This window comes from Yersinia similis (assembly GCF_001053095.1).
Taxonomy (GTDB): domain Bacteria; phylum Pseudomonadota; class Gammaproteobacteria; order Enterobacterales; family Enterobacteriaceae; genus Yersinia; species Yersinia similis.
Genome location: NZ_CGBP01000019.1, coordinates 58,383 through 82,606, shown reverse-complemented (window position 1 = coordinate 82,606; position 24,224 = coordinate 58,383). Strand labels below are relative to the sequence as shown.

Below are 24,224 nucleotides of genomic sequence, written 5' to 3'. Positions count from 1 at the left end.
GGAGTAGACATGAAAACCTTAAACGTTGATGTCGCTGTTATTGGCGGCGGAACGGCCGGACTGGGCGCTTATCGCGCGGCCAAATTGTTGACCCCCAACGTAGTGATGATTGAAGGTGGTGAATATGGTACCACCTGCGCACGCGTCGGTTGCATGCCATCCAAACTATTGATTGCCGCGGCTGAAGCCGTCCACCAGATAGAAAAAGCGCCTGGGTTTGGTATTCACCCACAAGGTAAGCCCCTGATTAATGGCCGTGAAGTCATGGACCGCGTTAAGCGTGAACGTGACCGTTTTGTGAGCTTCGTATTGGAAAGCGTAGAAACCATTCCTGCGGCCGATAAAATTCAAGGTTATGCCCGTTTTATTGATGATAACACCCTGCAAGTTGATGATCACACGCAGTTTACTTCACAAAAAATCATTGCGCAGCGGATCGTGATTGCGACAGGTTCCCGCCCAGGCTGGCCCGCCTCTTGGAATGAGCTAGGTGACCGATTGATTATTAACGATGACGTCTTTAATTGGGACGATCTGCCAGAATCTGTGGCAGTTTTTGGCCCAGGCGTTATTGGCTTGGAACTTGGTCAGGCACTGCACCGGTTAGGTGTCCAGGTAAAAATGTTTGGTGTTGGTGGTGCCGTCGGCCCGCTGACCGACAGTATCGTGCGTGACTACGCAGCAAAAACTTTGGGTGATGAGTTCTACCTTGATCCCAATGTAAAAGTTGAGCTGATGCAACGTGAGGGAAATAAAGTCTTTATCCGTTATCTGGATAAAGGCGGTAGGCCACAAGAGATTATGGTGGACTACGTATTAGCCGCCACGGGCCGCCGCCCTAATGTAGATAAACTGGGGCTGGAGAATACGTCACTCATTCTAGATGAAGGCGGAGTGCCGCAGGCAGACCGCCTGACGATGCAAACCAACGTGCCGCATATTTTTATTGCAGGTGATGCCAGCAATCAGTTGCCATTACTGCATGAAGCCAGCGATCAGGCTCGTATTGCCGGTGTAAATGCGGGGGGATTCCCTGAGGTTGTACCCGGTTTACGCCGTAGCCCAATTTCAGTCGTGTTCTCTGACCCACAAATCGCCATGGTGGGCGCAACCTTCCGTGAGCTAGCGCAAAAATTCAGCGCTTGCGGCTGCTTTGAGATTGGCGAAGTCTCCTTTGAGAATCAAGGTCGCTCGCGGGTGATGCTAAAAAACAAAGGCATTTTACGCATTTATGGCGAACAGGGTACTGGCCGCTTCTTGGGGGCAGAGATGATGGGGCCAGGTGCAGAGCATATCGCACACTTGCTGGCATGGGCGCATCAGCAACAAATGACCATCGACCAGATGCTCGATATGCCCTTCTATCATCCAGTCATTGAAGAAGGCCTGCGTACAGCATTGCGTGATTTGCAATCTAAGTTAAAGCTGGGTGCTGATGAAGCTGAGCGCTGCCTACGCTGCCCCGGCGAATAAGGCTTCAGGCTGTTCAAACCGGACACGACGCCCGGTTTTTAATCCCCCCGTTCTCATCCCTTATTTTGCGCTCTGCTACTACAAATTTACTCAAGTCAAACCGTTAATCAGGTCAAAAAGCTATTACTGCATTGGCTCAATTCGAATCGGATAATGACCGCTCTAATCAGTTATGTTATCCACTGCGATTGCCCGTATTATTTCCTTTTTAGATTAAAATCAACGGGCAGAGATAATGTTATCTGCCCCTGCGATAACAACTCAGCAGGCGGTTTTGGTAATGGCTGAGCACGCTTGATAATCGCTAACGCCTCGCGATCTAAAGTGGATGTACCACTACTGTTACTCAGTTGCACCGATGACACATAACCATTTTTATCGACTACAAATCGAACCATGGCGGTCCCTTGCTGTTGCTGTTTTCTGGCACTGGATGGGTAACGCTTAAACCCCATTAAATGCCCCTGTAAACGACTTTTCCAACTCACTTGAGCTTGCTGACGGTGGGATGAGTCACTGTTTACCGCTGCGGCAACTCGTTGGCTCGTCCCTGAAAGCATTGCGCTGGCTGCAGCAGCTGGTGAGGACTGTTTACTGTCACTTTCTTGTGTTTCTTGTGTTTCTTTATTAACCGGTTTACGCGATGTCGCTCTATTTTCAGGTGGCCGTTTGACCTTTATTGGCTCTTTTCTCGTAATCTCCCGTTGCCCCTGTGGTTGTTCAGGCAGCGTAGGTAAATCGACAATGTCATCCGGCTGGTTAACCCGTTGCTCAACCGCAGGCTCGATAATATTCTGCGTTATGCCCACCACTGAGTTTTGTGGCAAGTTTTGCATAAACTCCGGTTCGGCTGAAAGCTCCATCATTATTGCGGTGGGGTAGCTGGTGGGTATTGCTGGTATAGATGCTGCACTCAGCCACCAAAGTACATAAATATGGATACCACACGCTAATAAGGCCCCAACTAGCCAAAATATAAGTTTGTCACTGCTCTGCTGTAATCTATTCATGATAATAAATCATTATATTCCTTTATTTTTAATGTGTTACTTCCAATCGCTTAGCCAAGATATTTTATTCCTCGGCTAACGCGAAGTGCAGACGATCAGTGAATGGCTTAAATAAATAGCTGAGTAATGACCTTTCGCCGGTACGTATAAAAACATCAACGGCCATACCTGGACGGATTGCCAGTTCCGTCGGGTCAATATCAATAGCGACGGTTAAAGGGTAATAAGGCGGTGAAGTAGGTGGCGGTTGTATACGATCGGCTCCGATGCGCCATACAGAGCCTTGTAGCCGGGGGGTATTACTTTGATTAAAAGCAGAAAAATTGAGATCTACAGGTAGTCCGACCGTAACCTTATCAATTAGCTCTACTGGCAACTGAGCTTCAACAAATAACGGCTGCCCACTGGGGACAATTTCCATTAATGCCTGCCCTGAACTCACTACGCCACCCACAGTGTGTTGAGCCAACGCGATAACGGAACCACTGACTGGCGAAAAAATACGGGTATTACTCAATTCATATTCTGCGATATTTAAACGTTGGGCCAGCTCTTGGGTATTTTGCTGTGCCTTGGCTAATTGCTCGCTATTCTCACTTTGATATTGTTCGCGCCGTTGTAAAACATGTTGTTCTGTTTCATTGATAAGTTTATGTGCCTCTGCAATATCGCTGGTACCTTGTTCTACACGTGCTCGGAGCGAGGTTGACTGGCTTTCCATCTCTAACAATTTATTTTTGGCAATATGACCGTCCTTCGCCAATAACTGCACACCATCTAATTGTTGCTGGAATAAATTGGATTGACGCTGATGATTGCTCCGCATAGCTTGCAACCCATCTAGCCGATCCTGATGGCGAGTGAGCTGTGTCGTTAACCGGGAGATTTCACTCAAGTGCGCCTGCCGGCGGTGATGTAAAAGTTGTTGCTGCAAAATAATATTACGCTCAACCGCTGGTTGTGTTGTGTGCTCAAGCAGCGCCTGCGGGAAAGTGATCACATCCAGATCGTTTTGCTCAGCAGTTAAACGTGCTTCCTGAGCAAGGGCGCTTAGATACTGATGCTGTAAATTATCCCGCTGGCTGCGTATCGCCGTGTCATCCAGAGTGATCAATAATTGCCCAGAAGCTATTTCGTCGCCTTCAGTGACATGCAGTTGCTGAATACGCCCCCCTTGCAGCGGCTGGATCACTTTGCGGTTTTCTGCCACTACAAGCAGCCCGGTCACGGCAACGCCTTTATCTAACGGCGCTAACCCCGCCCAAAGTAAAAAGCCGATGAAGCCGATAAAAACCAGCCCCCCACCGATATTGAGATAGCGCCCACTGTTTATCTGGAGTAGTGGTTGGCGATTGGCATTCGCAACCGAATAACAGGCTGATTCAGGTAACATCGGTGATATCTCCATCCCTGGTTTTTATGGTCACAGTTTTTGTGATGAGGTTTTTTGTGATCATGGCTTCTGTGATGATGCAGTACGAGCTGGCCCAATGCCATATGACACACCATTGCTCCAACCGTTTCGGCTATTCAGTATTTTCGCTTCAGATTGTACTGCAGGCTTATCCTTACCCTGAACGTTCTGTAATACCGCCTGAGTACGATCAAATAGATCCATTTGCCCATTTTTTAAAAACAGCAAATAGTCACTGCCAGATAACAACTCTGGTTTATGGGTGATCATCACGATGGTGCAGCCTTGTTGCTTTAGCTGGATAATGCTGGCTAATAAGGCTTGCTCCCCTTCTTTATCCAAACTGGCATTGGGTTCATCTAATACGATAAGCCGAGGTATTCCGTACATTGCCCGAGCTAAGGCGATACGTTGGCGTTGACCACCGGATAACCCCTCGCCGTCGTCACCTAACGGGGTGTCATACCCTTGCGATAAATGCAGAATTAAATCGTGTACATCTGCCAACTGTGCAGCTGCGACCACTTTTGCGGTATCAATAGCGCCAAAACGTGCAATATTTTCAGCAACAGTGCCACGGAATAGCTGAATATTTTGTGGCAGGTAACCGATGAATTCCCCTAACTGCGTTTTATCCCAGCGAGAAAGGTCTGCGCTATCTAAACGCACTGTTCCGCTGAATGTGGGCTGGCTGGCGACCAAGAGTTTTGCCAGCGTGGATTTACCACTGCCTGATGGCCCCAAAATACCTAACACATCACCGGGTTGCAGTTCAAAACTGATGGAATGTAATACTGGAATGTGCGTGCCCGGCTTGCAGGCCATAAGTTGCGTAACGTTTAGTTTCCCCTGTGGGGCAGGCAAAACCATGCCGGTTGGTGATGATGGGTGCTGCGCCAGTAACTGGGAGAGACGTTGATAAGCCAGCCGGGCGTGGCTCCATTGTTTCCAGACCGCAATAAGTTGATCGATAGGCCCCAGCACCCGCCCGATTAAAATTGACCCGGCAATCATCACGCCAGCCGTGATTTCATTATAAATCACCAGTAACGCTCCCAAGCCTAACATCATCGATTGCAATGCCTGGCGGCTTGATTTAGCGACCGCCGTCACCCGGCTACTTTTATCGCTGGCAAGATTTTGTTGGTAGAGAAAATGCGCGTGCTGTATTAACCAGCGTTCACGTAATGCTTTTAGCATCCCCATCGCTTCAATGGCATCCGCATTGCGTAAATTAGCATTGGCTTGTTGTGTCGCTTGTGAGGTGATAATTGAGGCATCGTGTAATGGTTTTTTACAGATCCACTGATTGAGCCAGGCGAGAAAAACCAATATACCTGCGCCTGCGGCGGCCAGCATCCCCAGCCACGGATGAAGCAAAAAAATTACCAGCAAATAAAGCGGGAACCAAGGTGCATCAAAAAAGGCAAATAACGCATTACCGGTGGCAAACTGGCGTAACACTGTCAGGTCATTTAGCGCTTGCGCGGCTGGCTTGTTATGGCCCTTAAGATTGGCGACAAAGGCCGCGTTAAAGACCGGCTGATTGAGTTGCATATCAATCTGAGTCCCCAAGCGAATCACTACTGCACTGCGAACCCATTCTAATAAACCAATAAAAACAAATACGCCCAACACCAGAACAGTGAGCATCAATAATGTCATGGTATTCGCTGAGGCGAGGACGCGATCATACACTTGCAGCATATAAATGGCCGGTGCCAACATCAGCAAGTTTATTACGGCAGTAAATAGCCCGATGCCCCAGAGGATTTTTTTATTACCCGCCAGAACAGACAGAATTGTCGGCGGTACCGATGAAGCTCCGGGCGTTTTGCAAGATTCCATGGCGTCCATTTCCACAAGAGAGGGCTGTTGCCGTAAGAGGTAGCGTTATTGACTTTGATTTCTTAGGACAACTACAATCTACACCACCGCTACAGCAAACCGGCCAGTAAGCCCTAGCGGTGGCATCAATCACTCAGCCAGAAAGTTATTTTCTGGCTGTTTTCCCTAAGCGGCTAGCAGCATATCGTAGCAATCCACTACACCAACGGTATCCACCATTGGCGCATCAGACATATAACCACTGTCAGGATATTGGCTGGCAATAGACAGGTCTTTAAAGGCAGTATCAACATCAAAGCCTTTGGCTTTCATCACTTCCAGCATTGGATCTGGGTTACCTTTCATCAAACCACGTACGGATTTATGCATATCGCCTTGGTGGTTTTCTGTCATTGATTTGCCAGAATCAAATTCACCGCTAAGACCCAGTTCGTTAAAGGTTATATCAATTTTTTCAAGATGTTTACCTGCACTAGGGCCACCCGCATTAGTAGCTAAAATCTTACCAAACTGCAGGGTGTCTATTTGCCCATGGAAAGTATGCTGAGGCATAAAGGAGTATTTCAAATCACCCTCAGCAATCATTCCCTCTGGATTACTATGCGAGCTACCAATCGCATATTGAGTACCGCTAAATAAGGTTGAAGAACCAGAGAAACTCCCGCGATCTTTCGTTGTAGCTTGATCAATATCACCAAAGCTCTCTGCCCATTCCCGAAGATAAGAGGAAATGCTGTAATCGGCATAATTACTGTTATATTGAATAGTTGTACTCATGATAATGTCCTTTTAATTAATAATTGTTACGGTGAACATGGCTTATTATTAAGCCATGCGGTTCTATAGGTGAAATATATTATTCTCTTTATACTTCAAGCTGCATGTGTGTTAGCTGTGTTCTCTCACCCGCATCATTGACTACCGTCAATGATGCGGAATTTATTCACTTGCTGCCTTTCTGCAACTCGAATTATTTAGAGTATATTAACCTAAAGACTTTAGAATTTATATTCAAAACCACCCTGAATAGTCCTACCGCGGCTAGGGGCAAATGAAAGCGTATCGCCATAATTAACTAAATATGCACGGTTAGTTATATTTTCTATTGAACTACGCAATATTAAATCATTCGTTACCTTATAACTGGCATAAAGATCATATACGATATATTTCGGCCAATCGGCAACATAAGCCGTCAGTGGATTACCATTTTCATCTTGCGCTGAACGGTCCTGATACCCTTTGTTATAACGGATAACAGTACCAAAATCTAGCTTTCTATCAAATATTCTACTACCCAAAGTTAAACTGCCGCGATCACCCGGCAAATAAGCCGATGAGCCAAATAACACATTGGCATTCATACAGGTTACATAATTATTGGCCACCTTATTTTCAACGGCATAAATTTGTTCTACCTTTCCAGCGTACTTATATTTTACTGACTGTAAGCCGCCTAACCAAGCATATGGTGAACAAACATTATTTACACCAATCATTCTGGTGTAATTAATATTGGTATAAAATTTTCCTGCATCATAACTTAATTGATATTCTAAGCCGCGGAAACGGGTTTTGAGTAAATTATTGACATAGGCTACATCAGTAAAAGAATCCCCCCCAAACTTGGGTTTGGCCTTACCTAATTCAAGGTTAATATAGTTGGCAATACGGGTATCAAAATAAGCGACCTTCGCGGCAAAGTGATCGTCTTCGATAAATAAATTGGACTGCTGAATATTAAAACCCGCCTCCCACGTTCTGGCACGTTCGGCGGCCACAAAAGGATTAGGTAAGACCCAACTGTAGCCGTGGGCGGTGCCGGTTGCTAACACTTCTGTCATTGCCGGTGGCCGCCAGGATTTACCGTAGCTGCCAAAAAACTCCAGCCATTCGAGGCCAGGCTTGACCCCCATCGCCAACGTTGGCGAGAGTTGCTGTTCACGGCGGTCAACATCCCATGTCATTGTTGCGCCTCTCATAGGTGAACACCGCGATCTAGGCTTTTCAGACTGCTCATGTATCCTTCGGTCACAGGGGTTTTCAAAAGTATAGGGCTGCAGGAAAGAGCGGGTCCGGAGCCAGGTATTGCCTTTCAAACGGAATTGATCATAACGCAGCCCTCCTTCCAACCGCAGCCAATCATCATATTCGTAGTTAAGTTGGGCAAAGGTACTGGTGATAGCGCGCTTGCCGGGGGGGGTTGTCCCTTCAATAAGTTTGCGTGTTGAGTACCCCTCAGATTTATCGCTAAACCATTCCAAACCATATTTCAACCGTATTTGATGTGCATCCGATGGGGTAAAGGTATTGGTGTTTTGCAATTGTAAGCCACGGGTTTTCAGGCGTGTTTGAGTCCAGAAATATTCCTTGAAAAGGGAATTAGCATTATCAGTTTCATCATTGGTATCAACGTAATAGATCTTTGCCGTTGCATCCAGCCAACTAATATGCTCAGGATTCAGGCGGTAATCTAACGCAATATTACGGTTTTCCACATTAGTAAAACTTGTGTTCCTCCAGCCAATCTTTGTTATCTCTTTCCCTGATGGCGACAATGCCAGAACTTCTGACAGCATACTGGCATTGGGGCTGGCGATTTGTGTTTGTAAATAGCTGAACTCCAAACGCTGGCCAGCCTCAAAATTCCAACCGACTTTAGCGAGCTGCGAACGCATTTTATAGCCTGTAAACAATGTCTTGGTATTCTTTAAGTCATCGCCGACGTTTCTGGTAGGGCTATAGAGACGCAACCCGGCCAAAACACCTTTATTCCCCGGCCAATAATCCTTCAGGTTACGTTCACTAACAGCAAGTAATATATCGCCATTTGGGTTGCCCAGCGCCAACGCACCGCTGCCAATAAAGCGGGTGCCGTTATCCCCGGTCATCGCCCGGATATGCCCACCAAACTCTTTCCCAGGAGCCAGAAAATCACTGGCATTGATGGTATTAAAGGTAGCGATGCCGCCAATGGCTCCCGAGCCACCAATACCATTGAAAATACCCCGTTCAATCACCACATTATTTAAAATTTCCGGGTCAATATATATCGAGCCATTGCGCTGACCATGGCCGCTTTTCATAAAGTTCTGACGCATACCATCAATATTCATATTCACGCGGCCATAATCTTGTATGCCGCGAATATTTATTGAAAGCCCAGGGTCTTGTTGGCTAACGCTGGAATAGACACCAGGGGTTTGTTCTAAAATATCTGCCGCATGGCGAGCAGGCCGGTTATCAAGTTGTTCCCGCGTAATTTCACTGACTGAGCGAGGCTCATCATATACCCAATCGCTGTCATGGGTATTCTCCTTACCTTCGACGTTTAATTTATCCAGCGCCATATCATTATTATTAGTGGAGATTACCGCTGTATTTGCCACTAGCTGCCCTGAATAGCCTTGTGTTACCAGTGCAAATAATATGCAAGTTGTGATTTTATTCACTGAAATTATTGTTTTTTTATCTCTAATTATATTATCCATTTATTAAACTTTATCCTTAACAATATAAAAGCAATACGACTGTTAATTATTAACAAAGCAATGTATTAATCATGCCCGACAAACATCACTAATATCGACAGGTAAAAGAAACAGGGAAACAATAAACAGTCATTTTTTGTATAGAGGTGTGTTACGTTTTTAGTTAATAAATAACTTAATTTAAATTCATTCCACGATAATTTTGTTTCTTTATTAGACGATACGTTAACGATTTTTCATTACTAATAAAAAGGTCATTTACTTTTCATTAAATATATTTAAATTTTTAATTTTTACAGGAACCTCATCACAACATCATTATTGATAATGATTATCATAATCATTGGTGAGTGTAAACTCAACAGTCTATTAAGTTTAAAAGATCATAAGATTGAAAATATTGAAATTTTAAGAAAAGTAAAGGCGAAAAAGCTGCGATGAGAAAAATAGAGATAATGAGGATAAGGTTATTAAGGGCAGCCGTTTTTAAGGGCAATAGCTGTTAAGAGTAATAGCTGTTAATGCAAAACGGGCAGCTACAATTAGCTGCCCGCTCCGTTCTCAAGATTAAAACCCAGCAAATTAAAACAGCCGAGCTTTAGCCTCAGTAATAGCCAATGCGACCTGCTGCGGCGAAACTCCGCCTTTGGCTACCCGCTTATCTAAGCAAGACTGCAATGCCAGAATCGGGTACACGTCATCACCAATTGCGGTACTGAACTGCTGCAAATCACTCAGCGCTAAAGCCTCCAGAGCTTTGCCCTGACGAATTGCCTCCACTACCGCTTCACCTACAATATGGTGCGCTTCACGGAACGGTATGCCTTTAGCGACCAAATAATCAGCCAGTTCAGTCGCGTTAGCATAGCCCTGTTCAGCCGCTTCTTTACAACGCGAGCGTTTTACTTGAATCCCATCCAGTACCAATGCCGCCATGTGCAGACAGTCAAGCCAAGTATCCAGTGCATCAAACAGCCCTTCTTTGTCTTCCTGCATATCTTTGTTATAAGCCAAAGGCAGGCCTTTGAGCGTCATCATCATCCCGGTTAATGCGCCTTGCACACGGCCACATTTACCACGGATGAGCTCCAGCGCATCTGGATTTTTCTTCTGTGGCATTAGGGAGGAACCCGATGTCACGCGATCCGATAAATCGACAAAAGCCGCTTCGCCACTGTTGAAGAAAATTAAATCTTCAGCAAAACGGGACAAATGCACCATACCGATGCTGGCATCAGATAATAGCTCCAGCACATGGTCACGGTCAGAAACGCTATCCAGACTGTTACGAGTAGCAGAAGCAAAGCCCAACCAGCTCGCCAGTTGTTCACGATCGATAGCATACGCCGTACCGGCCAATGCACCGCAACCTAATGGGCTAACATCCAGACGTTTCAGGGTATCTTGTAAACGGCTTTCATCACGTGACAGCATTTCTACATAGGCCAAACACCAATGTGCAAACGTCACGGGTTGAGCACGCTGTAAGTGAGTATAACCAGGCATGACCGCATCCTGATTGGCTTCAGCGGTCATGACCAACGCCTGTTGCAGTTGTTGTACGGCAGTCTGTAATTCGGTTATCTGGAACTTACACCACAATTTCAGATCAGTCGCCACCTGATCATTACGGCTGCGCCCAGTGTGCAATTTCTTGCCTAAATCACCCACTTTATCGATCAGTTTGGTTTCGACCCAACTGTGGATATCTTCAGCATCACTGGCCAAAATAGCTTGTGGGTTGGCCTGCACCTCTTCCAGTAAAACTGACAGCGCCTGTTCAAGTTGTTGTTGTTCATCAGCGCTCAATACACCAACGGTGACCAGCGCTTTCGACCAGGCAACAGAACCGATAATATCCTGCTCTGCCAGCCGGTAATCAAACCGCAGTGAATCATTGAATTGCTTAAAACGCTGATCTGCTGCCTGACTAAACCGTCCGCCCCACAATGCCATAATCTTGATTCCCTAAGTTCTGAATAGAAATTTATAATATACGGTAAAAAGCATTAAGCTAAGATACGCGTACCAATCGGTACACCGTTGAACAGCGCGGGTAGCTGCTCGGAATGACGCCAACTGGCAATATCAACCGGGCGGCCTAATGAACGCGCGGCATCCAGTGCCGCATTCACTTTGACGACCATACCATCGGTGATGATGCCCTGAGCAATTAATTGCTCTGCTTTTTGTGCTGTCATTTCAGCAATCCGCTGCCCTTTACCATCCAGAATGCCACTGACATCGGACAATAAGATTAAATCAGCACCGAGCGTTGCCGCTAATGCCGTTGCCGCTTGATCGGCATTTACATTCATCAATTGCCCTTCAACAGTAATACCGATTGAGCTAATGATTGGCATATAATCGGCTGCCAACAAAGTTTGTACCAGAGCCGCAGAACCCGGTTGCGCTTTACCCACGTGGCCCAATTCAGCATCTAGCGGGGTAACCGCCACGGTATTACCATCGCCCAGGCACAAGCCAACAGCATTGATCTGATGTTTCACCGCCCAAGCCAATAGCGTTTTGTTCGCGGTACCCGCCAGTGCACCAGTAATAATATCAATCTGATCAGCGGGGGTGACGCGCAGGCCGTTCTTCTTCACTACTGGCAAGGCGAGTCTTTTCATTAATTCGTCCACCAGACAGCCACCACCGTGCATAATCACAAGCGGGCGCTCATGTTTCTCACGATAGGTCACCAATGCAGTAAACAGACGTTCCAGCGCTTCTTCGCTGTCCAGCAATACGCCACCTAATTTAATGACCAACGGGTTCATCATGCTTTTGCCTCAATATAATCGGATAAAATATAATCAGATAAAATATGCGTATCTGCCGGTTCTGTTGCTCACAATTTATGGCTCACAATCTGTTTATTACAATCTATTGCTTGCAACCGAACGCTACAACAGGGACTGCGTTTCCGGGAAGCCAAAACGGATATTCATACATTGTACGGCCTGAGCCGCAGCACCTTTCAGCAGGTTATCTTCGGTGGCAACAATAATTAAATGCTCGCCTTGTACCGAGAAACCAATATCACAGAAAGGCAGGCCGACCACGGCTTTCAGCGCCGGGACACCTTGTTGATACAACCGTACCAGTGGCTTATTCTGATAAGCATGATGATAGGTATCGGCGATGTTTTGCGCCGTGACCCCCGCTTTTAGACGGCAGGTAATCGTCGCTAAGATCCCACGGGCAAAATTCCCCAAATGCGGTGTAAAAATGACGGGGGTGCCAAGATGGGCGACAATTTCTGGCTGGTGACGGTGGGTAAACAGGCCATACGGCTGCAAGCTAACTTCACAGAAGCTGTTGCCCATGCTGGCTTTACGCCCTGCACCGCTGACACCACTGACAGCATTGATGACCGGCCACTGAGCGTCATTCAGTAATTGCCCATCAACCAACGGTTTAAGCGCCAGTTGTGATGCGGTTGGATAACAACCAGGGACAGCAATCAATTGAGCTTGCTTAATGTCTTCTGATTGCCATTCTGCCAGGCCATAAACCGCCTTATCGAGCCAATCGGTATGCTGGTGTTCAAAACCGTAATATTGGCTGTAAAACGCCGCATCACGCACACGGAATGCACCGGAAAGATCAAATACCACACAGCCAGCGGCTAAAAATTGTGGTGCCAAATCATGGCTGACCTCATGAGCGGTAGCGAGGAAAACCACATCAATACCTTTAGCCGCCAGAGGCACATCTACCAAGGGCTGTAACGGGAGATCAAGGATGCCTTTTAACTGCGGATGCAGATCGGAAAGTAATTTTCCTGCATCTGTACTTTGCGCTGAAACCGCTAAACCGGTTATGTTCATATGTGGGTGACGATTAAGGTAAGCCGTAAGCTCCGCGCCGGCATAGCCACTGGCACCAACAATCAACGTATTTAACATGGGTTCAGTTCACCTTCTGAGTATTTTTATTTATGTCAATAAAAGCCTATGCATATAAAAACATAAATAGTCAAAACTGGTATTCGGGTTCTCAGCAAGGTTTACTGTTCCCCCACATGATTGAGCGTTGACATTTCCGTGAATTTAAGGGTCAGTTTAGGTTCCCTTTCGCTCAAGCTTACTGTATTTTTATTCATAATTACTGCATGAATATTGATACTATCCTAACCAAAGGCTGTCAACAGTGAAGATGAAATTACCTCCATTTATTGAGCTGTACCGGGCGTTAATTGCAACGCCTTCGATCAGCGCCGCTGATAGTGCCCTCGACCAAAGTAATGAGGCATTAATCAATTTGTTAGCCGGATGGTTTGCAGACCTGGGTTTTCGCGTCGAGATCCAGCCGGTGCCTGATACTCGCCACAAATTTAACCTGTTAGCCAGCATTGGCGAAAATGAAAACGGGGAAGGTCATGGCGGGTTATTGCTGGCGGGTCATACCGATACTGTCCCTTACGATGAAGGGCGCTGGACCCGCGATCCCTTCACCTTGACCGAGCATGACCATAAACTCTATGGCTTGGGTACCGCAGATATGAAAGGCTTTTTTGCTTTTATTCTGGATGCGGTGCGCGATATTGATGCCAGCAAGTTGACCAAACCGCTCTATATTTTGGCAACTGCCGATGAAGAGACCACCATGGCAGGTGCGCGTTATTTTGCCGCGAATACCCAATTACGCCCTGACTTCGCGATTATCGGCGAGCCAACCTCACTGCAACCCGTACGGGCGCACAAAGGCCATATTTCCAACGCCATCCGCATTACTGGCCAGTCTGGGCACTCCAGTGATCCGGCCCGGGGTGTTAATGCCATTGATCTGATGCATGAATCTATTACGCAATTGATGGCGCTGCGTACCACGCTGCAAGAGCGCTATCACAATCCGGCATTTACCATTCCTTATCCCACCATGAATTTTGGTCATATTAATGGCGGTGATGCAGCAAACCGTATCTGTGCGTGTTGTGAATTACATATGGATATCCGGCCGTTGCCAGGCCTGACATTAAGTGATTTGAATGAGTTAATGACCGAAGCGCTGGAACCCGTGAGTCAACGCTGGCCGGGCCGCCTGAACATTGATGAATTGCACCCTCCGATCCCTGGCTATGAGTGCCCAACAGACCATCATATGGTCGGCGTGATCGAGAAACTGCTCGGTGAGCGCACTGCGGTGGTGAACTATTGCACCGAAGCCCCTTTTATTCAGCAAGTCTGTCCGACATTGGTGCTGGGGCCAGGTTCGATTAATCAGGCACATCAGCCAGATGAATTTATTGATATGGCCTTTATCGAACCAACACGTGAGCTTATTGGTCAGCTAGTTGACCACTTCTGCCAGCGGAAGTAACTATAATGGGGTAGGTGATCAATATTGCCGATAAGCCAGACTGATAATCTAACCTCAGTAATTAAATTTCAGAAATATCCCTAAAATTGATGTTTTTTTACTGAAAATAGTGTCAATTGGGGTATGGAATTGAACGTGGCGAGTGGAGTTGTCCATCTCTGCCTTTTAGGTGAAACTAATTTACAAAAAGAAATCGTATATTCAACGTAGTTGGCGTTGTAGGTAGACAGCAAGTGAATGAATCCCGATGTGTTTATTTAAGTAAGATCAACGACAGGTAATTCGGGTGAGTGAACATAGCTAGCAATCCTGCGGCTTCAAACACGAAGGATAAATAGGTCAGGGGTCATATGAACGAACAATATTCCGCAATGCGAAGTAACGTCAGTATGCTCGGCACACTACTCGGAGACACCATCAAGGAAGCGTTGGGAGAGCACATTCTTGATAGAGTAGAAACCATCCGGAAATTATCCAAATCTTCGCGTGCGGGTAATGAAGCAAGCCGTCAAGAATTACTGACCACACTGCAAAATCTTTCCAACGATGAGCTACTGCCGGTCGCCCGTGCCTTTAGCCAATTCCTTAATCTGACGAATACGGCAGAGCAATACCATAGTATTTCACCACATGGTGAAGCCGCGAGTAATCCGGAAGCTCTGGCTCAACTATTTACCCGCTTAAAAGATAAGAAGCTGAGCGATCAAGATATGCGCAGCGCGGTTGACGATTTGTCGATTGAGTTGGTTTTGACTGCCCACCCAACCGAAATTACCCGTCGCACGTTGATCCATAAACTGGTTGAAGTGAATACCTGCCTAAGTCAGTTGGATCACAATGATTTAGCCGATTACGAACGCAACAAAATCATGCGTCGTTTACGGCAGTTAGTTGCACAATCGTGGCATACCGACGAAATTCGCAAACTGCGCCCATCGCCTGTTGATGAAGCCAAATGGGGCTTTGCCGTCGTGGAGAACAGCCTGTGGGAAGGTGTCCCTGCATTTTTGCGTGAGTTTAACGAGCAGTTAGAGAACTCCCTTGATTACCGTCTACCGGTGGAAGCGGTACCTATTCGCTTTACCTCATGGATGGGCGGTGACCGCGATGGTAACCCGAATGTAACGGCTGAAATTACTCGCCATGTGCTGCTACTCAGCCGTTGGAAAGCCACCGATTTATTCCTGCGTGATATTCAGGTACTGGTGTCTGAACTTTCTATGTCGGAATGTACCCCGGAGTTACGTGAGTTAGCCGGTGGTGAAGAGGTACTCGAACCTTATCGCCAACTGATGAAGAACGTTCGTACCCAATTGACCAATACCCAGACTTATCTGGAAGCGCGCCTGAAGGGCGAGCGCGTATTACCACCACACGATTTACTGGTCAGTAATGACCAACTGTGGGAACCGCTTTATGCCTGTTATCAGTCGCTGAAAGCCTGTGGCATGGAAATCATCGCCAACGGCCAGTTGTTGGATACCCTGCGCCGCGTGCGTTGTTTTGGTGTGCCATTGGTGCGCATTGATGTGCGTCAGGAAAGTACCCGTCATACTGATGCTATCGCGGAGCTGACCCGTTATCTGGGTCTTGGCGATTATGAGAGTTGGTCTGAATCGGACAAGCAAGCTTTCCTGGTACGCGAGCTGAACTCCAAGCGCCCACTGGTTCCTCTAAAATGGGAGCCTAGCGCCGAGACACAAGAAGTGCTGGAAACCTGTCGGGTGATTGCTGAAGCACCGCAAGGTTCTATCGCTGCTTATGTTATCTCCATGGCGAAAGTGCCGTCAGACGTGCTGGCTGTACATTTGTTACTGAAAGAAGCGGGTTGCCCATTCACTCTACCTGTCGCCCCGCTATTCGAGACCCTCGATGACCTGAACAACGCTGACGATGTCATGACCCAGTTACTGGGTATCGATTGGTATCGTGGCCTGATCCAAGGCAAGCAGATGGTGATGATTGGCTATTCTGACTCGGCAAAAGACGCCGGTGTTATGGCGGCCTCGTGGGCACAATACCGGGCGCAGGATGCACTGATTAAAACCTGTGAGAAAGCCGGTATTATGCTGACATTGTTCCATGGCCGTGGGGGGTCTATCGGTCGTGGCGGTGCGCCAGCCCATGCGGCATTGCTCTCTCAGCCTCCAGGCAGTCTGAAAGGCGGCTTACGGGTTACCGAACAAGGCGAGATGATTCGCTTTAAGTTTGGGCTACCGGAAGTCACTATCAGCAGCCTGGCGCTGTACGCAGGTGCGATTCTGGAAGCCAATCTGCTACCGCCGCCAGAGCCGAAGAAAGAGTGGATTGAAGTGATGGATCTGCTGTCAGACGCCTCTTGCGACATGTATCGCGGCTACGTTCGTGAAAACCCAGAGTTCGTCCGTTACTTCCGTTCTGCGACGCCGGAATTGGAATTAGGCAAGCTGCCATTGGGTTCTCGCCCAGCCAAACGCCGCCCGAACGGTGGAGTAGAAAGTCTGCGGGCGATCCCATGGATTTTCGCCTGGACACAAAACCGTCTGATGCTCCCTGCCTGGTTAGGTGCCGGTGCGGGTTTGCAGAAAGCGATCGATGCAGGTAAGCGAGATGTACTCGCTACCATGTGCCGTGACTGGCCGTTCTTCTCGACCCGCATTGGTATGCTGGAGATGGTCTTCGCCAAAGCCGATTTGTGGCTGGCAGAATATTATGATCAGCGTTTAGTGGATAAATCGCTGTGGCCATTAGGTCAGCAACTACGTGACCAACTGGCAGCTGATATTAAAGTGGTGTTGGCTATCGCCAACGATGACCATTTGATGGCTGACTTGCCATGGATTGCCGAGTCCATCGCGTTGCGTAACGTGTACACCGATCCATTAAACGTACTGCAAGCCGAGCTGTTGCACCGTTCACGCCAGCAAGAGCACCCTGATGCCTGTGTTGAACAGGCGTTGATGGTAACCATTGCCGGTGTGGCCGCGGGGATGCGGAATACCGGTTAGGATTTAGGGGGGAAGAGATTCCCCCAGTTATCTTTTGGTATTTTTGGGGTGAGGGTGAGGAGATTAAAAACATTCCCCTTCCCCCCTTTAAAAAACTAAGGCCTCACCCCTAGAGTATGACAAATCGCATAACTCAACTCAGCCCGATTCAAAGTATAAAAATGGAAATCCTTCACCCCTTCGCGGCTGAGGATCTTCACCATATCCATCGCGACCGATGCTCCAACCATTTTGCGCGTTTCAGGATCATCATCCAATCCATCAAAAATGCTCGTCATCCAGTTTGGGACCCGTACATTGGTCATAGTGGCAAAACGCTGTAACTGCTTAAAATTAGACACCGGCAAAATACCCGGTACGATCTCAACGTCAATCCCGGTGGCAACACAGCGGTCACGAAAACGCAGGTAACTCTCAACGTCAAAGAAAAACTGGGTGATGGCCCGGTTAGCACCTGCATCAATCTTACGCTTCAGATTGATCAAATCAGCTTGGGCGCTTTTCGCTTCTGGATGAACTTCTGGGTACGCCGCCACGGAGATATCAAAATCACCCACATCTTTCAGCAACCCCACCAAATCGCAGGCATACATTTCGGGTTTTCCACTGTTAGGCGGCAAATCCCCCCGTAAGGCAACGATATGCCGGATACCGCTATTCCAGTAGTCAGTCGCGATATCACGCAACTGAGTCGGAGAAGCATCAATACAGGTCAGATGCGGCGCAGCTTCCAGGCCTGTACGCTCCTTAATCCCTTTGATGATGCTGTGAGTACGGTCACGCTCACCCGAGTTCGCCCCATAGGTCACTGAAACAAATTTAGGTTTCAACGTGCTAAGACGATCAATCGAGCTCCACAGGGTATCCTCCATCTCGCTGGTACGCGGCGGGAAGAACTCAAAAGAAACATTAATCTGACCTTGTAGCTCAGACAGACTCTGGTTCAGCGCTTCTCGCTGGTTTGCGTGAAAAAAACTCATACCCTGTTACTCCATTGCCGTTATGACGACTTATGTTATTTGTCATTACTTATGAGCGTCTATACGTTTAGACGTCTAAATAGAAAATGACGGAAGTTGGCTAAAGTGTCAATGTTTAAATGGATTTAGGGTGATGATTAATATTCACACGCAATACGTGAAAAATTCATATTGGTGATTAGCAGGGGATTGCGCCTCTCCTGCGCAGAGTAGAAGAGGCGAATAGCAGCAGATTACAACAGTTGTGATAGGCGATTTAAATCAGATTGAATCGCCCCAGCGGTCACATCACGGCCAGCGCCTGGGCCGCGAATCACCAATGGATTATCACGATACCAGCGGCTCTCAATAGCAAAAACGTTATCGCACGGTAGCAAAGACGCCAACGGATGGTCGGTACGTACCGCTTCAACGCCCACCCGCGCCTTACCATTAGCATCAAAGCGTGCCACGTAGCGTAATACCAAACCCATCTCCTTTGCAGCTTCTAAGCGCTGAATCATTTGCTGATTTAATGCCTCACCGTTTTCAAAGAATTGATCAACCGACCCACTCTCTGCACCAGCAGGCACCAATGATTCCACTCGAACCTGATTCGGTTCGATGTCGTAACCCGCTTCACGGGCTAAAATCACCAACTTACGCATTACATCCTGACCAGAGAGATCGACCCGTGGGTCAGGTTCTGTCAGACCTTGCTGCCAGGCTTGATCCACCAGCTCGGTAAAAGGTACTGAACCATCAAATTGCAGGAATAACCAAGAGAGCGTGCCAGAGAAAATGCCGCTTATCGCTAAGATACTGTCGCCACTGTCACGCAGATCACGCACCGTATGGTTAACCGGTAACCCCGCGCCTACCGTGGCGTTATACAACCAGTGCCGGCCAGTTTTCGCAAACGCATCGCGGATTTGGCGGTAATTATTGCTGCTTGAAGCCCCCGCTAGTTTGTTCGCGCTGATAACGTGGAAACCATAACTGGCAAAATCCAGATATTGATCTGCGAGCGATTGACTGGCGGTCACATCCAGCACCACCAAGTCGTCAAACGGATGGGCACGCATCCACAAGAATAGGGATTCTTCATCCTGTTCTTTGGCTTCATCGTTGTAAAATGCCAGTGTCCGGCTGGCATCCAAGCCATCGTAACTCAGCAAACTACGGCGGCTATCGACCACTCCGGCTAGCACAAATTCAAAGCCACTGCGGGCCGAAATACTCTTCTGCTCACGGGAAAATAGCTCCAGCCAGCGGGCACCAATGTTGCCTTTGCCAAATAGCATCAGACCGATACGTTTTTCCGCCCGGAACAACGACTGGTGCAACCCCTGAATCAGGTGTTCAGTCGGCCCAAGGCGCAGAACGGCCACCATACTGATACCGTCTTCGGCCTGCCAGATAAACTCAACCGGCTGATCTTTCAACTGCTGATAGAAACGGTGACTGTGCAGTGGGTTCTTGCTCACACCCGCCCCCACCAGTGCGACCAATGCTAGCCCTTCGCGCAGAGAGAGTTTCCCCGGCAGAGCGGCATCTTCTAACACCCGTAGGGCGCTGTTAACCACCTCTGAGGTATAGCAAAGTTGCAACAGGTTACGATCAGGGTGAATACCGGTAGCCAGTGGCTTTATTTGTGCACGTTTGAGCAGTAGATCGATCTCTTTCTGCGCCGACGAGAAATCATGGTGACTGGCAATCTGCAATTCAATGAGGCAGACATCATCGTGGCTGGTCACAATCTTGGCACCCGATCCCGAGGCCAGCACACGTTCAATACGGGTTGACCCCTGCTCCGGCTGATAACTGCAACGTAATTGCAGATCGATGTCACTACCAGAAACCGGTTGTAATGTGCGGGTATGTAACACCGGTGCTGCCAGGCGGGCCAGCTCACTGGCTTCATCCAACCGCAATAACGGTAGCAGGCAAGCGTCCTTCACTTTACGTGGATCGGCGCTGTACACCCCAGCAACATCACTCCAGATGGTGACACGTTCGGCTCCGGCCAGTGCCCCGACCTGCGTCGCCGAATAGTCACTGCCATTACGACCAAGCAAAACCGTGTCGCCCGCCTCATTACGCGAGATAAACCCAGTTACCACCAAACGCTGGTGAGGGTGTTGGGCCATTAATTGTTGCAGTAGCGGGTAAGAGCGGCTTTCATCAATTTGTGGTTGCGCTGCACGCTCTGCACGCAGGAAACGGCGGGCGTCAAGCCAGACGGCGTCCATATCCAGCTTATTCAGTAGTGCGGACATCAAGCGGGCTGACCAAATTTCACCATGACCAACCACTTCGGCATAAATCACATCATCAATTTTATTATCCAGCAAACCCGCCAGGCGCTCTAAATCATGGATAAACTCACTGATTAATGGCTCTGCCATTTCTGGAGGCAATAAGCCATTAATCAGATCGTGTTGATAACGACGCAGACTTTGCTGTACCTGATGAGCAGAAAGACGGTCGTTTTGACTGAGTTTCAACCAACTGATCAACTGATTCGTCGTGCTCCCGGCAGCAGACACTACCATGAGATCGCCGGGGTGGCTGTAGTTGGCCATAATATTAGCCACCCGTAGATAACACTTCACATCTGCAAGGCTACTGCCACCAAATTTATGCAGTTGACGGCCCGTTGCCGCCGCTGCTACCGCTGTTGCATTCATGCTTACCTCGTTACTGCCAATTGGAACGCATTGTCTAAATCAGCAATCAAATCTTCACTGTCTTCAATACCCACGGAAATACGCAACAAACTATCAGTAATGCCTGCGGCAATACGCGCTTCTACCGCCATACCCGCGTGGGTCATGGTCGCTGCATGGGAAATCAGGCTTTCTACACCCCCCAAAGACTCTGCCAAGGTAAATAGCTCAAGGGCAGAAAGGAAACGGCGCATGACCTGCTCATCACCATCCAGCTCAAAACTGAGCATTGCACCAAAACCTGATTGCTGACGGCAGGCTATTTCGTGGCCGGGATGTTGTGGCAGGGAAGGATGATACAGCTTTTTTACTAAAGGCTGTTGCTGTAAATAACGAACAATGTCATCCGCATTACGCTGCTGTTGAGCCATACGTGGTGATAACGTGCGTAAACCGCGAAGGAGTAGATAGCTGTCAAACGCAGCACCAGTTACACCGATATTATTTGCCCACCATGCCAGCTCGACGGCCAGTTCTGGATCTTTCGCAATAACAGCGCCAGCCACCACATCAGAGTGACCATTTAGATATTTGGTACAGGAGTGCACCACTAAGTCGGCCCCGAGAGAGAGAGGCTGCTGTAAGGCTGGGCTGAGGAAGGTGTTATCACAAACCGTCAGTGCACCAGCAGCACGTGCGGCTTGGCAGATGGCGGCAATATCAACAACCCGTAGCAATGGATTACTCGGTGTTTCAATCAAGACCAACTTCGGTTTCTCCGCCAATGCGCGGTCCAGTGCTGCTTCATCGCCCTGATCAACAAACAGCACCCGATACGCACCACGCTTGCTCAAGCTGTCAAATAAACGGTAACTGCCACCGTAGCAGTCATGTGGGGCGACGAGTAGGTCACCCGGCTGCAAGAATGTGGTGCAAACCAAATGAATCGCCGACATCCCGCTGCTAGTCATGACGGCACCAGCCCCCCCTTCCAATTCAGCCAGCGCCCGCTGGACAACATCACGCGTTGGATTACCACGACGTGAATAGTCATGCGTGCGCGGCTGATTAAAATCGATGAAATTGTAAGTACTGGAAAGGTGAATCGGGGGGACAACGCAGCCGTATTGCTCGTCATCATTCAACCCGCTACGGACTGCTATTGTTGCCTGTTTACGCGTCATATTGATTTCCACCAGCCGGGATCGAGAAAATGTTACGCCAGAGTAGACGCACAAATTACGGACGTCAATACATCTGGACATCTAAACTTCTTTGCGTATAGATTGAGCAATGGAATAATAACCGCTAAAATTATAGAGGTTTTATATGCAACGTGATTTTTATATCCAAAGTTATTAGCGTTGTGGCACAACAACGAGTGAATTGGCTCAAGTCAGTGATTCGGACGAGCTAAGAGCAGCGACAACGGCAAGTACGAAGGGTATTTCGGTGATATTGATCCAGTAAAATCGACATTTATTTAGTGAGAACAGTGAAAATCGGGCATAATTAGCCAGTTTTCAGAATATTGTGTTTTTCCGACAAATTTAAGGTATCCCATGGCTGAGTGGAACGGCGAGTATGTCAGCCCTTACGCTGAACACGGCAAGAAAAGCGAGCAGGTCAAAAAAATCACGGTATCCATTCCGTTGAAAGTGTTAAAAATCCTCACCGATGAGCGGACCCGCCGTCAGGTGAATAACCTGCGCCATGCCACCAACAGTGAATTGTTGTGTGAGGCCTTTTTGCATGCATTTACTGGTCAGCCGCTACCGAATGATGAAGACCTGCGTAAAGAACGCAGTGATGAGATCCCGGAAGCCGCGAAAATTTTAATGCGTGAATTGGGTGTTGACCCTGACACCTGGGAATATTGATTTCCAGCTATCACCTGGGTTCATAAATCACCATGAATCCAGGTGGCAGAATATATCAAGGTGCTCTAAGCGCCTTAGTTTAGATAAAAATGTATTATCTGTGGTAGTTACCTGTATTTCCCTTCTTTATATTCAATCATAAATCAAGAATAGTCTTAGCCACATTGGCATGTTATATAAGAACATTCTTATTCAATATCCCTCCGCGTATATCTCGATAAAAAAGCATATTATCAATTATTATTTTACTGCTACGAATTATTGGGATATAACCACTTTTTAAATGGTTAGATATCACTAACTTTCCATTAAAAAATTTGATGTCTAATTTAATGAATGGATTTAAATATGAACCCAATTTATGCGAAACCCTCCGCCGCCTTTACCGCAGCCTCTTGGTTGGCGCTATTAGGTGGTTTTGTTATTTTTCTGATTGGTCTGTGGAATGCAGATATGCAATTGAATGAACGAGGCTATTATTTTGCAGTATTGATACTCGGCCTGTTCTCCGCCGTTTCTTTGCAAAAAACCGTCCGTGATAAGTTGGAAGGCATGACAATCACTTCAATTTATTACGGTTTATGTTGGGTCGCGTTTATAGTAGCCGTTCTGTTACTGTGTGTCGGCCTATGGAATGCTACTTTAGCTCTGAGTGAAAAAGGCTTTTATGGGGTGACGTTCTTTATGACCCTATTTGGTGCTATTGCCGTACAAAAAAATACCCGCGACAGCACAATGTCTTCAGATACTGAATCTGCCTCATTGTTCAAAAAAGTAAAAGATCAATTGAAAGCTGAAGATTAGTCTTTTCGCTAAATTAACGTTTCTACTACAATTAACATTTCTACTACACACAACAAACAATGGCTAACTATGACAATCATGCTTAGCCATTTTTTCTTCACGTGCAAAAGAATCATCAGAGTATGCGTCGTAAAATTTAATTATAATAATCAGACGTCGCCAACCTATTATCTATCATGCCAGACTCACAAAGTGGCCCACATTATTAACTTGTTAGATTTATTTATTATTTAGCCAGTTAATAATGACTTATTTTATCTCTTCTTACCCATCCCTTTCCTCAGATTGGGAAAATATTACAATAGCCAATAGGTTTATACTCAATCATATTGTTAGCTCAGGCAGAAGGTGATGGCGGTAC

Annotated in this window: 16 protein-coding genes; 5 read left to right on the top strand and 11 right to left on the bottom strand. The window is 47.4% G+C overall.

Annotated features, from left to right (window positions below; all coding sequences use genetic code 11):
- The first annotated feature begins 9 nt into the window (after nucleotides 1-9).
- Nucleotides 10-1,473 (top strand): dihydrolipoyl dehydrogenase, encoded by a 1,464-nt coding sequence (locus AC971_RS14435; protein ID WP_025382090.1) that lies wholly within the window; start codon nucleotides 10-12, stop codon nucleotides 1,471-1,473.
- Nucleotides 1,474-1,670: 197 nt separating this feature from the next.
- Here AC971_RS14435 and AC971_RS14430 read toward each other — a convergent pair whose 3' ends face one another.
- The 8 genes from AC971_RS14430 to argC all read right to left on the bottom strand — a co-directional run bounded on the left by AC971_RS14430 (nucleotide 1,671) and on the right by argC (nucleotide 13,150).
- Nucleotides 1,671-2,483, bottom strand: coding sequence for an energy transducer TonB family protein (locus AC971_RS14430; protein ID WP_025382089.1), 813 nt, complete (start codon nucleotides 2,481-2,483; stop codon nucleotides 1,671-1,673).
- Nucleotides 2,484-2,547: 64 nt separating this feature from the next.
- Nucleotides 2,548-3,876: an HlyD family type I secretion periplasmic adaptor subunit gene (locus AC971_RS14425; RefSeq protein ID WP_025382088.1), complete on the bottom strand. Its 1,329-nt coding sequence runs from the start codon at nucleotides 3,874-3,876 to the stop codon at nucleotides 2,548-2,550.
- 60 nt (nucleotides 3,877-3,936) lie between these two features.
- On the bottom strand, nucleotides 3,937-5,745 hold the full coding sequence (locus AC971_RS14420; RefSeq protein WP_025382087.1) for a type I secretion system permease/ATPase: 1,809 nt from the start codon (nucleotides 5,743-5,745) through the stop codon (nucleotides 3,937-3,939).
- Between the two features lie 165 nt (nucleotides 5,746-5,910).
- Complete coding sequence (locus AC971_RS14415) at nucleotides 5,911-6,522, bottom strand: heme acquisition protein HasA (protein ID WP_025382086.1); 612 nt, start codon at nucleotides 6,520-6,522, stop codon at nucleotides 5,911-5,913.
- Nucleotides 6,523-6,743: 221 nt separating this feature from the next.
- A complete protein-coding gene (locus tag AC971_RS14410) occupies nucleotides 6,744-9,236 on the bottom strand; it encodes a TonB-dependent hemoglobin/transferrin/lactoferrin family receptor (protein ID WP_025382085.1) in 2,493 nt (830 codons plus the stop codon).
- Between the two features lie 582 nt (nucleotides 9,237-9,818).
- A complete protein-coding gene (gene argH / locus AC971_RS14405) occupies nucleotides 9,819-11,192 on the bottom strand; it encodes an argininosuccinate lyase (protein ID WP_025382084.1) in 1,374 nt (457 codons plus the stop codon).
- A 53-nt stretch (nucleotides 11,193-11,245) separates the two neighbouring features.
- Nucleotides 11,246-12,022, bottom strand: coding sequence for an acetylglutamate kinase (argB, locus tag AC971_RS14400; protein ID WP_025382083.1), 777 nt, complete (start codon nucleotides 12,020-12,022; stop codon nucleotides 11,246-11,248).
- Between the two features lie 123 nt (nucleotides 12,023-12,145).
- Nucleotides 12,146-13,150, bottom strand: coding sequence for an N-acetyl-gamma-glutamyl-phosphate reductase (argC, locus tag AC971_RS14395; protein ID WP_025382082.1), 1,005 nt, complete (start codon nucleotides 13,148-13,150; stop codon nucleotides 12,146-12,148).
- A gap of 250 nt (nucleotides 13,151-13,400) precedes the next feature.
- Between argC and argE the strand changes: the two genes are divergently transcribed.
- Together argE and ppc are read left to right on the top strand one after the other, a co-directional pair.
- A complete protein-coding gene (gene argE / locus AC971_RS14390) occupies nucleotides 13,401-14,564 on the top strand; it encodes an acetylornithine deacetylase (protein WP_038402092.1) in 1,164 nt (387 codons plus the stop codon).
- A gap of 350 nt (nucleotides 14,565-14,914) precedes the next feature.
- Nucleotides 14,915-17,551 (top strand): phosphoenolpyruvate carboxylase, encoded by a 2,637-nt coding sequence (gene ppc, locus AC971_RS14385; protein ID WP_025382080.1) that lies wholly within the window; start codon nucleotides 14,915-14,917, stop codon nucleotides 17,549-17,551.
- A gap of 95 nt (nucleotides 17,552-17,646) precedes the next feature.
- On the opposite strand, the gene metF is transcribed toward ppc, so the two are convergent.
- From metF to metB, 3 genes are all read right to left on the bottom strand, one after another.
- Nucleotides 17,647-18,531 (bottom strand): methylenetetrahydrofolate reductase, encoded by an 885-nt coding sequence (gene metF / locus AC971_RS14380; protein ID WP_025382079.1) that lies wholly within the window; start codon nucleotides 18,529-18,531, stop codon nucleotides 17,647-17,649.
- Nucleotides 18,532-18,764: 233 nt separating this feature from the next.
- Nucleotides 18,765-21,200 (bottom strand): bifunctional aspartate kinase/homoserine dehydrogenase II, encoded by a 2,436-nt coding sequence (locus tag AC971_RS14375; protein ID WP_025382078.1) that lies wholly within the window; start codon nucleotides 21,198-21,200, stop codon nucleotides 18,765-18,767.
- Between the two features lie 2 nt (nucleotides 21,201-21,202).
- Nucleotides 21,203-22,363 (bottom strand): cystathionine gamma-synthase, encoded by a 1,161-nt coding sequence (gene metB / locus AC971_RS14370; protein WP_025382077.1) that lies wholly within the window; start codon nucleotides 22,361-22,363, stop codon nucleotides 21,203-21,205.
- Between the two features lie 378 nt (nucleotides 22,364-22,741).
- Between metB and metJ the strand changes: the two genes are divergently transcribed.
- Together metJ and yiaA are read left to right on the top strand one after the other, a co-directional pair.
- Entirely contained in the window at nucleotides 22,742-23,059 is a 318-nt protein-coding gene (gene metJ, locus AC971_RS14365) for a met regulon transcriptional regulator MetJ (RefSeq protein WP_004392248.1), read from the top strand.
- Nucleotides 23,060-23,407: 348 nt separating this feature from the next.
- Nucleotides 23,408-23,863: an inner membrane protein YiaA gene (yiaA, locus tag AC971_RS14360; RefSeq protein WP_025382076.1), complete on the top strand. Its 456-nt coding sequence runs from the start codon at nucleotides 23,408-23,410 to the stop codon at nucleotides 23,861-23,863.
- Nucleotides 23,864-24,224 lie beyond the last annotated feature (361 nt).

What these genes read in the sequence shown, in the direction of transcription:
- AC971_RS14435 (WP_025382090.1), top strand. Translation starts at nt 10, where the DNA reads ATGAAAACCTTAAACGTTGATGTCGCTGTTATTGGCGGCGGAACGGCC.
- AC971_RS14430 (WP_025382089.1), bottom strand. Translation starts at nt 2,483, where the DNA reads ATGAATAGATTACAGCAGAGCAGTGACAAACTTATATTTTGGCTAGTT.
- AC971_RS14425 (WP_025382088.1), bottom strand. Translation starts at nt 3,876, where the DNA reads ATGTTACCTGAATCAGCCTGTTATTCGGTTGCGAATGCCAATCGCCAA.
- AC971_RS14420 (WP_025382087.1), bottom strand. Translation starts at nt 5,745, where the DNA reads ATGGAATCTTGCAAAACGCCCGGAGCTTCATCGGTACCGCCGACAATT.
- AC971_RS14415 (WP_025382086.1), bottom strand. Translation starts at nt 6,522, where the DNA reads ATGAGTACAACTATTCAATATAACAGTAATTATGCCGATTACAGCATT.
- AC971_RS14410 (WP_025382085.1), bottom strand. Translation starts at nt 9,236, where the DNA reads ATGGATAATATAATTAGAGATAAAAAAACAATAATTTCAGTGAATAAA.
- argH (WP_025382084.1), bottom strand. Translation starts at nt 11,192, where the DNA reads ATGGCATTGTGGGGCGGACGGTTTAGTCAGGCAGCAGATCAGCGTTTT.
- argB (WP_025382083.1), bottom strand. Translation starts at nt 12,022, where the DNA reads ATGATGAACCCGTTGGTCATTAAATTAGGTGGCGTATTGCTGGACAGC.
- argC (WP_025382082.1), bottom strand. Translation starts at nt 13,150, where the DNA reads ATGTTAAATACGTTGATTGTTGGTGCCAGTGGCTATGCCGGCGCGGAG.
- argE (WP_038402092.1), top strand. Translation starts at nt 13,401, where the DNA reads ATGAAATTACCTCCATTTATTGAGCTGTACCGGGCGTTAATTGCAACG.
- ppc (WP_025382080.1), top strand. Translation starts at nt 14,915, where the DNA reads ATGAACGAACAATATTCCGCAATGCGAAGTAACGTCAGTATGCTCGGC.
- metF (WP_025382079.1), bottom strand. Translation starts at nt 18,531, where the DNA reads ATGAGTTTTTTTCACGCAAACCAGCGAGAAGCGCTGAACCAGAGTCTG.
- AC971_RS14375 (WP_025382078.1), bottom strand. Translation starts at nt 21,200, where the DNA reads ATGAATGCAACAGCGGTAGCAGCGGCGGCAACGGGCCGTCAACTGCAT.
- metB (WP_025382077.1), bottom strand. Translation starts at nt 22,363, where the DNA reads ATGACGCGTAAACAGGCAACAATAGCAGTCCGTAGCGGGTTGAATGAT.
- metJ (WP_004392248.1), top strand. Translation starts at nt 22,742, where the DNA reads ATGGCTGAGTGGAACGGCGAGTATGTCAGCCCTTACGCTGAACACGGC.
- yiaA (WP_025382076.1), top strand. Translation starts at nt 23,408, where the DNA reads ATGAACCCAATTTATGCGAAACCCTCCGCCGCCTTTACCGCAGCCTCT.